The organism is Pinirhizobacter soli (assembly GCF_015905305.1).
In the GTDB taxonomy this organism is placed as follows: domain Bacteria; phylum Pseudomonadota; class Gammaproteobacteria; order Xanthomonadales; family Rhodanobacteraceae; genus Pinirhizobacter; species Pinirhizobacter soli.
On record NZ_JADZLQ010000001.1, the window covers coordinates 2185669 to 2199122 of the forward strand.

Below are 13454 nucleotides of genomic sequence, written 5' to 3' on the forward strand. Positions count from 1 at the left end.
CGACTGTCGTAGGTGTTCCCGCACCCACGGATCGTTTTCCCCTGTCCCAGGCCGCCTTGGCCCCGAAACTCCCTATGTTTTCCTGAACCGGACTCGGCGCAAGGCGCCGCATGAAATTCCGATTGACAGGAAACCGAAAGGAATCCTCCGCGACGGAAACTAAGCCAATAAATACACGAAGTCAACGCTTTCTTAGCAAACCGTGGCCGTGTACTGGCCGTCAAGTGCCATCGCAAGCTCTTGATCAGGATGAAATTTATTTTAGAAAGGAGTGTCCAGCGTGGGCCTGAGCAAAAAAAGGCCGCCGGATGGGAACCGGCGGCCAGGTCTGGGGAGTCACGCGGGCCCTTGAGGCCCGGCTGCATCTTTTTTTTGTGGCTTACGGCTTACAGCGAGAAGTCGTACTTCACGGCAAAACGGAAGTAACGCGGATCGCTAAAGGAGAGCGAGCGACCGTACGTGTTGAGCGGGCTGCCAGCAGCCGTGGTGGCCGTCTCCACGCGGTTCTGCGTGCGCTGCTGGTTGAACACGTTGATGACATCCGCCGAGAACGCCAGCTGGTGGTTGGCAAACGCCGGGCGATACTCGGTCGACAGGCCCAGTTGGTAGGTCCAGGGCAGGCGGCCCACGGTACCGCGCGGCACGAACTCGCCGTTGCAGTAGAAGAACGCCGCGCCATAGCCGTACGGATCTTCCGGGTACTGGCCAAGGCAGTTCTTCGGACGCCCGGACGCTACGACGAAGGTTGCGCCGAACAGCCATTCCGGGGTGAGCTGGTAATAGCCGTACGCCTTGAGGGTGTGGCGACGATCGTTGGGCAGATAGCCGCTGGCCGCGTTCATCAGTTCCGGGAAGTCCCAGGCCTGCGTGACCGACGGATCCTGCTGGCCGATGTCCGAAAGCAGCAGGCCTTCGGAGTTGCCGTAGCTCTTGGACCACACGTACTCGACCTTGCCATAGAGCTTGTCGGCGAACTGGTGTTCGGCGTACAGGCTTACCGCCAGGTACTTGCGCTTCAGGTGCGGGTAGCCGAGATCCTTGCCGCTGAGCTTCCACTGCTGGATATCACCATTGCCGGTGGTGTCGACGTTGAACGTGCCGCCGGAGCCCGGGTTGAACAGCAGGCAGGGCGAACCGTTGGACAGGTAATCGGTGAACGCCGGGTTGGTGAACTCGATATTGTGGGCGGCGGCATAGTTCAGGAACGGACGGGCATCGCAGAAGTCGTCGATGATGCTCTTGAGCTTGCGATACGTGACCTTGGCGCCCACGGTCCACTCGGTGCCCAGCTGCCGGTCGAAGCCGAGGATGAATTCATCCTGGTAGTAGGCCGACAGATCCTTCTTCACCAGCGTGACCGGGTTGGGCGCCGAACCATTGGCGCCGTTGGCGAAGGACACGCCGCTGATCGCCGTCGGGTTGGACGGTGCGCCCGTGGTGGGATCGACTGCCGTGTAGTAGAACCACTGGCGCTCGAAGCGGCTGGGGCCGGCACCGCGGATGGCCACATTGGATGGCACGGCCAGGTGGTAACGACCGGCGTTGGCATAGATCTTCAGCGTGGAATCGCCGTACACGTCCCAGGTAACGCCCAAACGAGGCGCCAGCTGGTGACGCTGCTTCACATAGACGTCGCCGTCGGTGTTGAAGTTCTTGAACTGCTCGTTGCGCAGGCCGATGTACGCCAGCCAGCGGTCCGACACCTGCCAATGGTCTTCGATGAACTGGGCTTCCTGCTCCACCTTGGTGTTACCCGAGGCGCTGAAGATCACGCGCTGGGCGATTTCAGTGGCGCCGGGCGGCACGACCAGGTCGGGATAGCCCGGGATGATGCCGTTGGCGGGAGCGTCGGTGTAGACCCAGGTAGCGCCACCCTGGCTTTGCAGGCCGGCGAACGATTCCAGTGTCTGGTTATCGATACCCGCGCGCAGGTCATGGGCGCCGAGGCGGTATTCAACGTCGAAGCGCAGCGCCTTGGTCTTGTCATTGGCGCCCGGCACGATCAGGTTGCCCTGCACGGGCGCGCAGCTGACGCGCGGCGTTCCAGTGGTACGGTTGTCGGTGATGTTCGGGCAGATGCCACCGGACGAACCCAACGGCACGTCCAGATGGGGAGCCTTGCTCTTGCCGTAGAGCGCACTGACGGTGAGATCGTCGGTCACATAGCCTGTGTATTTGCTCACCCACATGGTGCCGCCGGGCGAGGAATTGGCGGTACCGGTGTTCTTGCGGTGCTCAGAACCGATGTAACGGCCCTTTGAGCCATCAACGTAGCTGTAGCCGAAGATCTGGCTGTCGATGAGGTTGTCGTCGCCGGCACCGGTCAGCTCAAGGATATTGCTGTCGGTGATGTTCCAGTCGATCTTGCCCAACCAGCGCGTAATCTTGGTGGTGTCGTTGCTCTGCGTGCGCGCCAGCACGGTATTGACGCCCTTCTGCCCTTCATCGCGCGTGTATTCACCCGCCGCGTAGATGAACAGTTTGTCCTTGATCAGCGGGCCGCCGATGGACGCGTTGTACAGCACCTGCGAGGTCTTGTTCTCGTTGCGGTACTGGTAGATACGGCCGTCGGTGTTGGGGAAATTACCCGTGTTGGGGTAGTAGATCGAACGCGGGGAAGCCTTGAGCTTGCGCGGAACGACCTGCGCTTCGACCGAGCCCTTCCAGGTGTTGCTGCCGCGCTTGGTGATGATGTTGACCACGCCGCCGGTGGAACGGCCGTACTCGGCGCCGTAGCCGCCGGTGAACACCTGCTCCTGGTCGATCGAGTCGAACGGCAGGCTGGAGAAGCCCAGGCCGGTGAGCGGGTTGGTGACCGGGAAACCGTTGACGTAATACTGGTTCTCGGCGGCCGACGCACCACCGAGCGAGATGGCGTTGCCGTAACGGCTATCGGCGCTGACCGAACCCGGCGCCAGCAGGGCGGCCGCGTTGACGTTCTGGCCGATGGGCAGCTTCTGCAGCTGCTGGGAGGTAAGCACCGTGCGCGAGTCGACGTTCGAAACGTCGATCGAGGGTAGTGCGGTGCCGATCACCTGCACGCCTTCAAGGTTCTGCGCGTTGGCGGCGCTGGAAGCACCGGCGAACGACACGTCGGCACCCTGGCCCACCGTCACCTGCACGTTGCTGCGGCTGTCGACCGTGGCGCCGTTGCGCACCAGGCTGACCTTGTACACGCCGATGGGCAGCGACGAGGCGCGGTAACGGCCGTCGGCGCCCACTTCGATGTCGCGGGTGAGGCCGGTATCGGTATTTTCCAGGTGGATCGTGCCCGATTCAGCGCGACCGAAGATCACGCCTGAAGCATTGGACTGCGCGAAAGAAGTCGCGCTGCCGGCGATACCGGCGATAAGCGCGACGGCCAGCGCCGTCCTGCGCAGGCCAAGCCTGCGCGGCGAATGAACCAGATTCATTGAACTATCTCCCCAAAGCCCGTGACTGGGCAAACAAAAAAACAAGGCGTTGCGTCGGCCAGGTAGGCCGGACAGGCCTGATGCGTTGATGCCGAAGGACGCACGACCGCTCCCCGGACGCGCCCCTCCCCCACACCTCAAAAACTTGCGCATGAAGGCTCCCACCCCTACGCAAGTAATTGCGGAGTATCTATAGCCCAATCGTCACGGCACGACAACGAAAATCAAACAAAATCAACTAGGAATGTTTCCTAATTTCGCTATCGTGACAGGTAATTTCTTGCGATTTCTTGTTGAATTTCAGCAATTTCTGGCACTTGGATCGCAAGAACATGGAGTGCCGGCTCGTCCCGAGCGGTATAAAGTATGAAAAATCTTTCATCGATCGCTGGAACTTACGAAAGTCCGGGGAAAGAAGCCGAAGGTAGGTTGAGCTGGCGTGGCGGGCGCCCGAACCCCAAGGAATACCTCAAATGAAGAATTTTTCATCCCGCCATGCATCGTTGCGGTCAACGGTATCGTCCATCTCTGCGTTTCCGGACGCTAACGCTTCGATCCAGACCGACACACACTTGCCAATGGAAGTGGAAGACATGAACAGCAACGCCGGCGCCACGTTCGCCCAACGCGTCAAAACAGTCATCGGCATGGTCGGCAGCGTGAGCGAGATCGCCCGTCGATGCGGCTTTTCCGAAGGTGTCGTACGTAGCTGGCGCGACGGCCACACCGATCCATCACGCGCACGCTGCGTCACCATGGCCAAGACCTTGGGCATCAGCCTGGTATGGCTGGTCGCTGGCGAAGGCTCGATGGAAATGGACGGCGCGACCCGCGAGGGTGGCAGGCTTGCTTCCCGCAGCGGCGAGACGTACGAGCGCAACGGTCCTTCGCGTGTGCTGGCCGCGGATGGTTCCACCGAGATCGGTGGCCTGGATGCCGATCGCCTGGCCAGCGCCGTGAAGCTGCTGAAGTCGAATGTGGAACTGGCCGGCGGCAATTTTGAACTGCCCAAGAACGCGGACCTGCTCGGCGAGCTGTACGACATCCTTGGCCAGGCCAACGAGCCGATCTACACGGACATGATCGTCGCCTTCAACCACAAGGTCGGCGAGCGCATCCGCAGCAAAGTGGCTTAAGGCAAGACTCCCCGGCCGGGCTTAACCCAGCCGGGAAATATCGGCGATGCCGCCGAACAGCGCACGGAGCTGGGCCAGAAGCGCCAGCCGGTTGAAGCGCACCGCGTCGGAATCGGCATTCACCAGCACTTCGTCGAAGAACCGGTCTACCGGCGCCTGCAATTGCGCCAGACGCGCCAGTGAAGACTGGTAGTCGGAGGAAGACTCCACATCGCGCCGCGCCGACTCGAGCGCCGCAGCCAGTTCCTGCTCCGCATCCGATTCGAAATGCGCCGCATCCACGGTAGTGGATACCGGGCCGCTTTCCTCTTCCTGCTTGCGCAGGATGTTGGCCACGCGCTTGTTGGCGGCAGCCAGGCTCGCCGCTGCGGGCAGGCCTGCGAAGGCGCCCACCGCGCGCAGGCGGCGATCGAAATCGGGCAGGGTTGCAGGCCGGGCGGCCAGCGCCGCTTCGAACCACTCGGTGCCCAATCCCTGGTCGGCGTAATAACCACGCAGGCGATCGAAGACGAAGCCCACCAGTTCGTCGCGCAGGGCCGCGCGGCGTGCACCAACGTTCAGCGATGGAACGGATCCATCCTTGTTCGGCTTGATGCCGGCGGCAAACGCAGCTTCCGGCACCAGTTCCAATGCCTCGGTGAACGCCGCGGCAAGGTCGATATCCAGGCCGCCTTCCACCAGGGTGCGGGCCAGGCCAAGCGCCGCGCGGCGCAGGGCGAAGGGATCCTTATTGCCGCTGGGCTTCATGCCCACGGCGAAAATGCCGGCAAGCGTATCCAGACGCTCGGCGACGGCCAGCACCTGTGCCACCTTGCCGCGGGCGATTGCATCGCCACCGAAACGCGGTTGGTAGTACTGGTCCAGCGCTTCGGATACTTCGACCGGCTCGCCCTGGCGCTGTGCGTAATAACGGCCCATCACGCCTTGCAGTTCGGGGAATTCCCCCACCATGCGGGTCATCAGGTCGCACTTGGCCAACGCCGCGGCGGCGGTCGCCATGCCGGCATCCACGCCCACGCGGTTGGCGATCACGCGCGCAAGTTCGGCCACGCGCACCGTCTTGTCCCACAGCGAGCCCAGCGCCTGCTGGTACACCACGGATTTGAGCACTTCGTGCTGCGCTGCCAGCGGGGATTTGAGGTCTTCTTCCCAAAAGAATTTCGCATCGGCGAAGCGCGGGCGGATCACCCGTTCGTAGCCCTTGCGCACTTCGGCAACGTCCTTGCTCTCGATGTTGGCGACGCCGACGAAATGCTCGGTGAGCTTTCCTTCGGCATCGAACACCGGCACGAACTTCTGGTTGGTTTCCATGGTGGTCACCAACGCCTCGGGCGGCACTTCCAGGAACTGCGTCTCGAAGGTGCAGGCCACGCCCACCGGCCATTCGGCGAGGTTGGCGATTTCGTTGAGCAGGTCGTCCGACAGGCGCGGCTCGCCACCGGCAGCCACGCGTGCCACTTCGCTGCGCACGCGGGCGCGGCGCTCGTGGCGGTCGGCCAGTACGCGCGCGTTGCGCAGGGCATCGACATAGCTGTCGGCATCGGCCAGGTGCACGTTGCGCGGATGCATGAAGCGATGGCCACGCGACTGGCGGCCGCTTTCCAGGCCAAGGATGCTGCCTGGCACCACGTCGGCGCCCAACAGCATTACCAGCCAGTGCACGGGGCGGACGAAACTGTCGTCGCGATCGCCCCATCGCATCGGACGGGGGATGGGCAACGCCTTGAGCGCGTCGCGCACCACATCGGGCACGAGTTCGGCGGTGGGCTGGCCAGCCTTCACGGCACGGAACACGAACCACGCGCCTTTGTCGGTCTGGAGCTTCTCCAGCGACGACACATCCACGCCGCACGACTGGGCAAAGCCCACCAGGGCCCTGGAAGGATTGCCCTCGGCATCGATCGAGGTATTCACGGCCGGGCCGCGGCGCTCCACCGATTGATCGGGCTGGGCCACCGCCACGCCGGGAATGAGCACGGCCAGGCGGCGCGGTGCGGCCAGCGCCTTGGCGCCTTCGCTGTCGAAGCCGATACCGAGCTTGCCCAGGCCCTCGCGCACGCCGGCCAGGAAGGCATCAGCCAGTTCATCCAGGGCCTTTGGCGGCAGTTCCTCGGTGCCCAGCTCAACCAGCAGGGATTTGGTCAGCTCAGCCATGGGCCTGCTCCTTCTGGCGCAGGCCCGGGAAGCCAAGTTTCTCGCGCTGTGCCACATAGGCCTCGGCGACACCGCGGGACAATGTACGCACGCGCAGGATGTAGCGCTGGCGCTCGGTCACGCTGATCGCGCGACGCGCATCGAGCAGGTTGAAGGCATGGCTGGCCTTGCACACCTGTTCATAGGCAGGCAACGGCAGGCCCACTTCGATCAGTTTGGCGGCCTCGCTTTCGCAAACGTCGAACCAGTGGAAGAGCTCCGGCACGTTGGCGTACTGGAAGTTGTACGTGCTCTGTTCCACCTCGTTCTGGTGGAAGACATCGCCGTAGGTCACCACGCCATGGGGCGCGCGCGTCCAGATGAGGTCGTACACGCTGTCCACGTTCTGCAGGTACATGGCCAGGCGCTCCAGGCCATAGGTGATCTCGCCGGTGACCGGCCGGCATTCCATGCCGCCGGCCTGCTGGAAATAGGTGAACTGGGTCACTTCCATGCCGTTGAGCCACACTTCCCAGCCCAGGCCCCAGGCACCCAGGGTGGGCGATTCCCAGTTGTCCTCGACAAAGCGCAGGTCGTGCACCAGCGGATCGATGCCCAGCGCCTTGAGCGAGCCCACGTAGAGCTCCAGGATGTCGTCGGGATTGGGCTTCAACACCACCTGGTACTGGTAGTAGTGCTGCAAGCGGTTGGGATTCTGGCCATAGCGGCCGTCGGTCGGCCGGCGGCTGGGCTGCACGTAAGCGGCAGCCCAGGGCTCGGGGCCCAGCGCCCGCAGGAACGTCGCCGGATGGAAGGTGCCCGCGCCGACCTCGGTATCGAGCGGCTGCAGGAGCACGCAGCCCTGTTCCGCCCAATAGCGGTTCAGCGTCTGGATGATGTCCTGGAAGGTTAGCGCTTGCATGGTGTGGCGCGAGTCCGGCGGTAAAGCGGGCTAGTATAACGGGGCGATCCGTCGGCACGGCGACGGGTCAAATCCTGGCGAGGTACACATGGCAGCCCATCCGCAATCGACCAGCCTGCTCGGCCGCCGTGGCCGCCTGGAACTGGACGAAGTGCTGGCGAACCTGGTGGTCGATGGCGTGGTCCTGGGCGAAGATGCCCAGCGGGTGCGGGTAGGCGCCCGCGGCGGCCGCACCACGGTGGAACTGCACCCTGTGGTGGTGATCGCCAACGCCAAGCTGGCCAACCAGCGTGAGCCCGGGCGGCCGGTCAGCGTGGAGTGGCTGGTGGAATGGCTGGCCCGCAAGGCCGACCTCCCCTACCTCAAGATCGACCCGATGAAGGTGAACGTGGCGGCGGTGACCCAGGTGGTCTCCAGCGCTTACGCGCAGCGCCACCGCATCCTGCCGGTGGCGGTGTCGCCGGGCGAGGTGACCTTCGCCAGCGCCGAGCCGTTCGATATTGCCTGGGCAGCCGACCTCGCCCACATGCTCCGGCGCGAGATCAAGCGGGTGGTATCCAGTCCCCTGGATATCAACCGCTACCTGGTCGAGTTCTACGGCGTGCAGCGCTCGATCCAGCTGGCGCAGGATGCCAAGGCCGGCGGCATCGACACCTCCAAGATCATCAACTACGAACAGCTGCTGGAGCTGGGCAAGGCCGGCGAAGTCGGCGCCGACGACCGCCACGTGGTGCACATCGTCGACTGGCTGCTGCAATACGCCTTCGAACAGCGCGCCTCGGACATCCACCTGGAACCGCGACGCGATGCCGGGCAGATGCGGTTCCGCATCGACGGCGTGATGCAGAAGGTTTTCGAACTGCCGCCGCCGGTGATGACGGCCGTGACCGCCCGCGTGAAGATCCTCTCGCGCATGGACGTGGCCGAGAAACGCCGCCCGCAGGACGGCCGCATCAAGACGCGCTCCACCCTGGGCCGCGAAGTGGAGCTGCGCATCTCCACCATGCCCACGGCCTTCGGCGAGAAGGTGGTGATGCGAATCTTCGATCCCGACATCGTGGTCAAGCAATTCGTGCAACTGGGATTTTCGCCCAGCGAGGACACCGCCTGGCGCGCCATGGTGGAACGACCGCACGGCATCGTGCTGGTCACCGGCCCCACAGGTTCGGGCAAAACGACAACGCTTTATTCCACGCTCAAGCACCTGGCGCGTCCTGAGATCAACGTCTGCACGGTGGAAGACCCCATCGAAATGGTGTCGCCGGAACTGAACCAGATGCAGGTGCAGCCGGCCATCGACCTGGATTTCGCCACCGGCGTGCGCACGCTGCTGCGCCAGGATCCGGACATCATCATGATCGGCGAAATCCGAGACCTTGAAACCGCGCAGATGGCAGTACAGGCATCCCTTACCGGCCATCTGGTGCTGTCGACGCTGCACACCAACGACACGCCCAGCGCGATCACCCGACTGCTGGACCTGGGCGTACCTCATTACCTGATCCAGTCCACGCTCGCCGGTGTCGTGGCGCAGCGCCTGGTGCGCACGCTGTGCCCGCATTGCAAGACCGAAGCCACGCAGGACGCCGACGAATGGGCGGTACTGACGCGCGGCTGGAACCTGCCGCTGCCCGAGCGCGTGTACGCCCCGGTCGGTTGCCTGGAATGCCGGCGTACCGGATTCCTCGGCCGCACCGGCATCTACGAGATGCTGCCGATGTCGGCGAAGCTGCGCCGCCTGATCACCGCGCAACTGGACCTGGCCCGGCTTTCCCAGGCAGCTACCCGCGAAGGCTTGCGCCCGCTGCGCATCTCGGCTGCCGAACAGGTAGCGCGCGGTGTCACCACCGTGGCTGAAGTACTGGCCGTGCTTCCCCCTACCGACATCGAAGACGAAGACCTGCCCGAGACCAACACCCCGGCATGAGCAAACCGCTACTGATCATTCGCACCGGCCGCGCGCCTGACCCGATCCGCGCACGACATGGTGATTTTCCCCTGTGGTTTCGCCTTGGCCTGCGCGTCGGCCACGAGCGCCTGCAGGTAGTGGACGTCGAGCGCGGCGACGAATTGCCACCTCCAGCGCAGTGCGCCGGCGCAGTGATCACGGGGTCTGCATCCATGGTGACCGAACGCCTTTCATGGAGCGAGCGCGCGGCCGGCTGGATCCGCAACGCCATGGACGTGGACCTTCCGATGTTCGGCGTCTGTTACGGCCACCAGCTGATGTCGCATGCCCTTGGCGGCCTGGTCGACTATCTTCCCGGCGGCCGGGAAATGGGCACGCACGCGGTGGAGCGGCTCGACGCCGGCCACGACGACCCGCTGGTCTCGAAGCTGCCGGCATCGTTCCGCGTCCACCTGACCCACGAGCAAAGCGTGCTGGAAATTCCGCCCGGCGCAGTGGTGCTGGCGCGTTCGACGCGCGATCCCCACCAGTTGCTTCGCTACGGCGCCAACGCCATCAGCACGCAGTTCCATCCGGAATTCAGCGCCGACATCATGCGTGCGTACATCCGCCGCAAGGCCAGCGCACTGACCGCCGAAGGCCAGCCGCCGGCGCCGCTCTACGCCGGCGTGGCGGCGACTCCCGTTGCAAGGAATATCCTGCGCGCCTTCGTACGGCACCATGTAACGAGCGTGCCGCACCGCCTTCAACCGGTCTGAGCGCGGCCTAGTTGCGCAGCCGGCGAGCGATGGCCGGCCGCGAAAAAAAGGCGAAGATGATGCCGAACAGGAAGCCGCCGATGTGGGTCCACCACACCGCGCCGCCGTAGCTGGCACCGGCATAGCTGAAGAGCAACTGCACCAACACCCAGATGCCGATCAGCACATAGGCCGGCACGCGCACGAATTCCAGGTACACGCCCAGCGGCAACACCAGCCCAAGATGGGCGCGGGGAAAAAGCGCGAAGTACGCGCCCACCACGGCAGACACCGAACCGCTGCAACCGATGATCGGTGCGCGCGCGCCGGTAAGCGACAGCGCACCCACGAGGTTGGCGACGATGCCGCCAAGCAGGAACAAGGCAAGGAATCGCCATCCACCCAGGGTGCGCTCGGCTGGCATGCCGAAGATCACCAGGAACAACAGGTTCGACAGCAGGTGCAGCCACTGCACGTGGATGAAGAGCGCCGTACCCAGGCGCAGGAGCGCAGGATCGGCCAGTTGCTGCCAGAACGGCGCGTCTTCGTTGAAAATGTTCGCCGGCACCGTGCCCCACTGGCGGATCAGCAGGTCACGCTGGGGACCGTTGGCTAGTGCCAGCGCCATGAAGCAGGCCACGCAGGTAACTACCAGCAGCAAGGTGGCCCAGCAGATGCGGGTGCGGCGGCGGGTGTCGACGCGAACGAACATCGTGGCGGCGTGTCAGCGCACGTTGCGGGCGAGATGCGGACCGTCGGCATCGGATGCCGCCACCGCGAACAAGGTTTCAGGGCCGGCAATGCCATCGTCGCTGATGCCGAACTGGTGCTGCAGCTGGCGCAGTGCCTGCTGCTGGTTATGATCGAACACGGCGTTGCTGCCGGTGGCGCCGCCGACTTTAAGCCGCGCGACAAGCCACGCGGCGCCCGGACCGCGATCGCCCAGTCGGGTGTGCAGCGGCACGGTGGGATCGATGGTGTAGATGGCGTAGAAACGGCCGCTCCACACCTTCGCCAGCAAGGCTTGCGGGATATCCAGGTAGTTGCGGCCGGTGAACAGGCGCACGTCCGAATCGCCCGCGCCCACCAGCAGCACCTGCTGTTTGGCGGGATCGTCGAGCTCGAGCACGATGGGCCGGTCGAATCGACGAAGCTGCTCCAGGCTACCGCGTCCGGACAGGCAATTCAGGCCGGCGTAAACCTGCGCATCGCAACGGATGGCATCGGTGACAGAGGCATCCTTCGAAGCCACCTGCCAGCGCGCCAGGAGTTCGCTCCACACCTGCACGTTCGCCGTGGCCATGGGAGGCAGCGATGTACGGAAGCGGTCGATCACCTGGGTCTGGTCGACCGCCGGCATGGTCACCATCGGCACCTGGCCACCGGTGATCTCGTAGCGCGTCACCAGCCACCAGCAGGCCAGGGCAATGATCGCTGCCGATGCAAGCGTGGCGGTGCGGGGATAGCGACGCAGCCAGTCTGACAAATGTCGCGGCACGACGTCGTGCGCAGCGCGGACCGTGGTGCGTTCGCCGATGGTCGCTTCGTGGGTGGTCTCGCCGCGCTGCAGGGCGCGGGAGGCTATGCGGTCGATCAGCCCCGGGTTGCCTCCGGCATAGCTTCCTATCAGGCGAATGGCCAGCCGGGTGAACGGAAGCCGGGGGATGCCTGCCAGGCCAAAGCGGTGCCGGAGATACGCTTCGCTCTCTGCGCTGGTGAGGGATGGAAAGCCAAGTGTTTCTACATCCACGCCTGATGGACGCGGAACCCGCGCCTGAAGGCGCGGCCGGCCCACCAGGACGAACGACAGGCCCCGCGGTGCGCCAATGGCAAGCAGGGCAGAAAGCGTTTCCAATCCCTGTGCGTCGAGCGCATCGGCGTGGTCGATCACGATCGCTGGCAGGGGAAGCTCGCGCGGACGGCGTTCCCAGGCGGATTGCCATTCCGCCAGACCCTGCTCGGGCGCACCGGTAATGGCGCCAAGGCCAAGCATCACTGCGCTGATCTTGATGAGTTCGCGACCGGTGACTCGACCACCGCCGGCATCGATCACCAGGAGTTGCCGGCCACCCCTGGCCGGTGCTTCGGATTCGATGCCCAGTCGGTAGGTCTTGCCGGCACCCGCGGCGCCGGTGATCACCAGCAAGGCACCGGCCGGCCGCGCCAGGCGCTCGCGAAGCAAGGCGACCAGGGCTTCCACGCGCGGTGACACAAACGCGCCGGCCGGCGCCGGCGGCGTCCCGAAAATGAGTGTATGCAGGGCTTCGTTGCCAACCGTCATGCCGGCTACTTTACCGGGTCGCACCCGCCAACGGCGACCGCCCCGGCATAAAACCACTAGGGGTCAGAGACATAGTGAATGGCCTCAGGATCAGGAGAGGAGGAATTCAGTGCGCGGTGGCCGCCTTCCCCTGGCCGATCATGATCCGATCGATGAAGGCCAGGGCCAGCGCCGACAGCACGAAGGTCAGGTGCAGCAGGATCTGCCACATGATCGTTTCGCCATCGAGGCTCCTGGCCTTGATGAAGGTGGCAAGCAGGTGGATGGAGGAGATGCCGATGATCGCCATCGCCAGCTTCACCTTGAGCACGGTGGCATTGACGTGCGACAGCCACTCGGGCTGATCGGGGTGGCCTTCCAGGCGTAGGCGGGAAACGAAGGTTTCGTAGCCGCCGACGATCACCATCACCAGCAGGTTGGAAATCATGACCACGTCGATCAGGCCGAGCACGGTCAGCATGATCGTGGTCTCGGCGCTCTGGTCGGCAATCTTGGCGTCGATGCCGCCATGAAAGAGCGAGGTTTCGATCAGGTGCCAGAGCTCGCGGACGAACTGCACTACATAAATGGCCTGCGCGACGATCAAGCCGAGATAGAGCGGCAGTTGCAGCCAGCGCGAGGAGAAAATCAGATACGGCATCAGGGCCAGACGGCGGTGTTCCGTAGTCATGCGGTTCCATCGAGTCGTTCGAACCATCGATGATAGCCGCAAGATATTACGAAGAGCTACTAGGGGTCAGAGTCATAGTGAGTGGTGCTAATGACTCTGACCCCTAGTGGGCGCCTAGTGGGCGCAAAAAAGAAGAAGGCCCGGTCTAGTTAAAGACCGGGCCTTCGGGATAAAGCCCCTGGCGGTGACCTACTCTTGCATGGCTTGAGCCACACTACCATCGGCGCATGCGCGTTTCACTGCTGAGTTCGGG

Annotated in this window: 9 protein-coding genes; 3 read left to right on the forward strand and 6 right to left on the reverse strand. The window is 64.1% G+C overall.

Annotation, left to right across the window (positions count from 1 at the left end):
- Positions 1 to 386: 386 nt before the first annotated feature.
- Positions 387 to 3413 carry a TonB-dependent receptor gene (locus tag NDK18_RS09715; protein WP_250627627.1) on the reverse strand — a complete coding sequence of 1009 codons (3027 nt, stop codon included), beginning with the start codon at positions 3411 to 3413 and terminating at the stop codon, positions 387 to 389.
- Positions 3414 to 4006: 593 nt separating this feature from the next.
- Between NDK18_RS09715 and NDK18_RS09720 the strand changes: the two genes are divergently transcribed.
- Positions 4007 to 4549 carry a helix-turn-helix domain-containing protein gene (locus NDK18_RS09720; protein WP_250627628.1) on the forward strand — a complete coding sequence of 181 codons (543 nt, stop codon included), beginning with the start codon at positions 4007 to 4009 and terminating at the stop codon, positions 4547 to 4549.
- A 21-nt stretch (positions 4550 to 4570) separates the two neighbouring features.
- On the opposite strand, the gene glyS is transcribed toward NDK18_RS09720, so the two are convergent.
- Positions 4571 to 6703, reverse strand: coding sequence for a glycine--tRNA ligase subunit beta (glyS, locus tag NDK18_RS09725; RefSeq protein WP_250627629.1), 2133 nt, complete (start codon positions 6701 to 6703; stop codon positions 4571 to 4573).
- Positions 6696 to 7604 (reverse strand): glycine--tRNA ligase subunit alpha, encoded by a 909-nt coding sequence (gene glyQ, locus NDK18_RS09730; RefSeq protein ID WP_250627630.1) that lies wholly within the window; start codon positions 7602 to 7604, stop codon positions 6696 to 6698. The genes glyS and glyQ overlap by 8 nt, the downstream gene beginning before the upstream one ends.
- An 88-nt stretch (positions 7605 to 7692) precedes the next feature.
- Between glyQ and tfpB the strand changes: the two genes are divergently transcribed.
- Together tfpB and NDK18_RS09740 are read left to right on the forward strand one after the other, a co-directional pair.
- Positions 7693 to 9531, forward strand: coding sequence for a type IV pilus assembly ATPase TfpB (tfpB, locus tag NDK18_RS09735; protein WP_250627631.1), 1839 nt, complete (start codon positions 7693 to 7695; stop codon positions 9529 to 9531).
- Complete coding sequence (locus NDK18_RS09740) at positions 9528 to 10271, forward strand: glutamine amidotransferase (protein ID WP_250627632.1); 744 nt, start codon at positions 9528 to 9530, stop codon at positions 10269 to 10271. The genes tfpB and NDK18_RS09740 overlap by 4 nt, the downstream gene beginning before the upstream one ends.
- A gap of 7 nt (positions 10272 to 10278) precedes the next feature.
- Here NDK18_RS09740 and NDK18_RS09745 read toward each other — a convergent pair whose 3' ends face one another.
- The 3 genes from NDK18_RS09745 to NDK18_RS09755 form a co-directional block, all read right to left on the reverse strand.
- Positions 10279 to 10962 carry a rhomboid family intramembrane serine protease gene (locus tag NDK18_RS09745; RefSeq protein WP_250624468.1) on the reverse strand — a complete coding sequence of 228 codons (684 nt, stop codon included), beginning with the start codon at positions 10960 to 10962 and terminating at the stop codon, positions 10279 to 10281.
- A 12-nt stretch (positions 10963 to 10974) separates the two neighbouring features.
- Positions 10975 to 12531: an AAA family ATPase gene (locus tag NDK18_RS09750; RefSeq protein WP_250624467.1), complete on the reverse strand. Its 1557-nt coding sequence runs from the start codon at positions 12529 to 12531 to the stop codon at positions 10975 to 10977.
- 106 nt (positions 12532 to 12637) lie between these two features.
- Positions 12638 to 13201 (reverse strand): TIGR00645 family protein, encoded by a 564-nt coding sequence (locus NDK18_RS09755; protein WP_250624466.1) that lies wholly within the window; start codon positions 13199 to 13201, stop codon positions 12638 to 12640.
- Between the last annotated feature and the right edge of the window lie 253 nt (positions 13202 to 13454).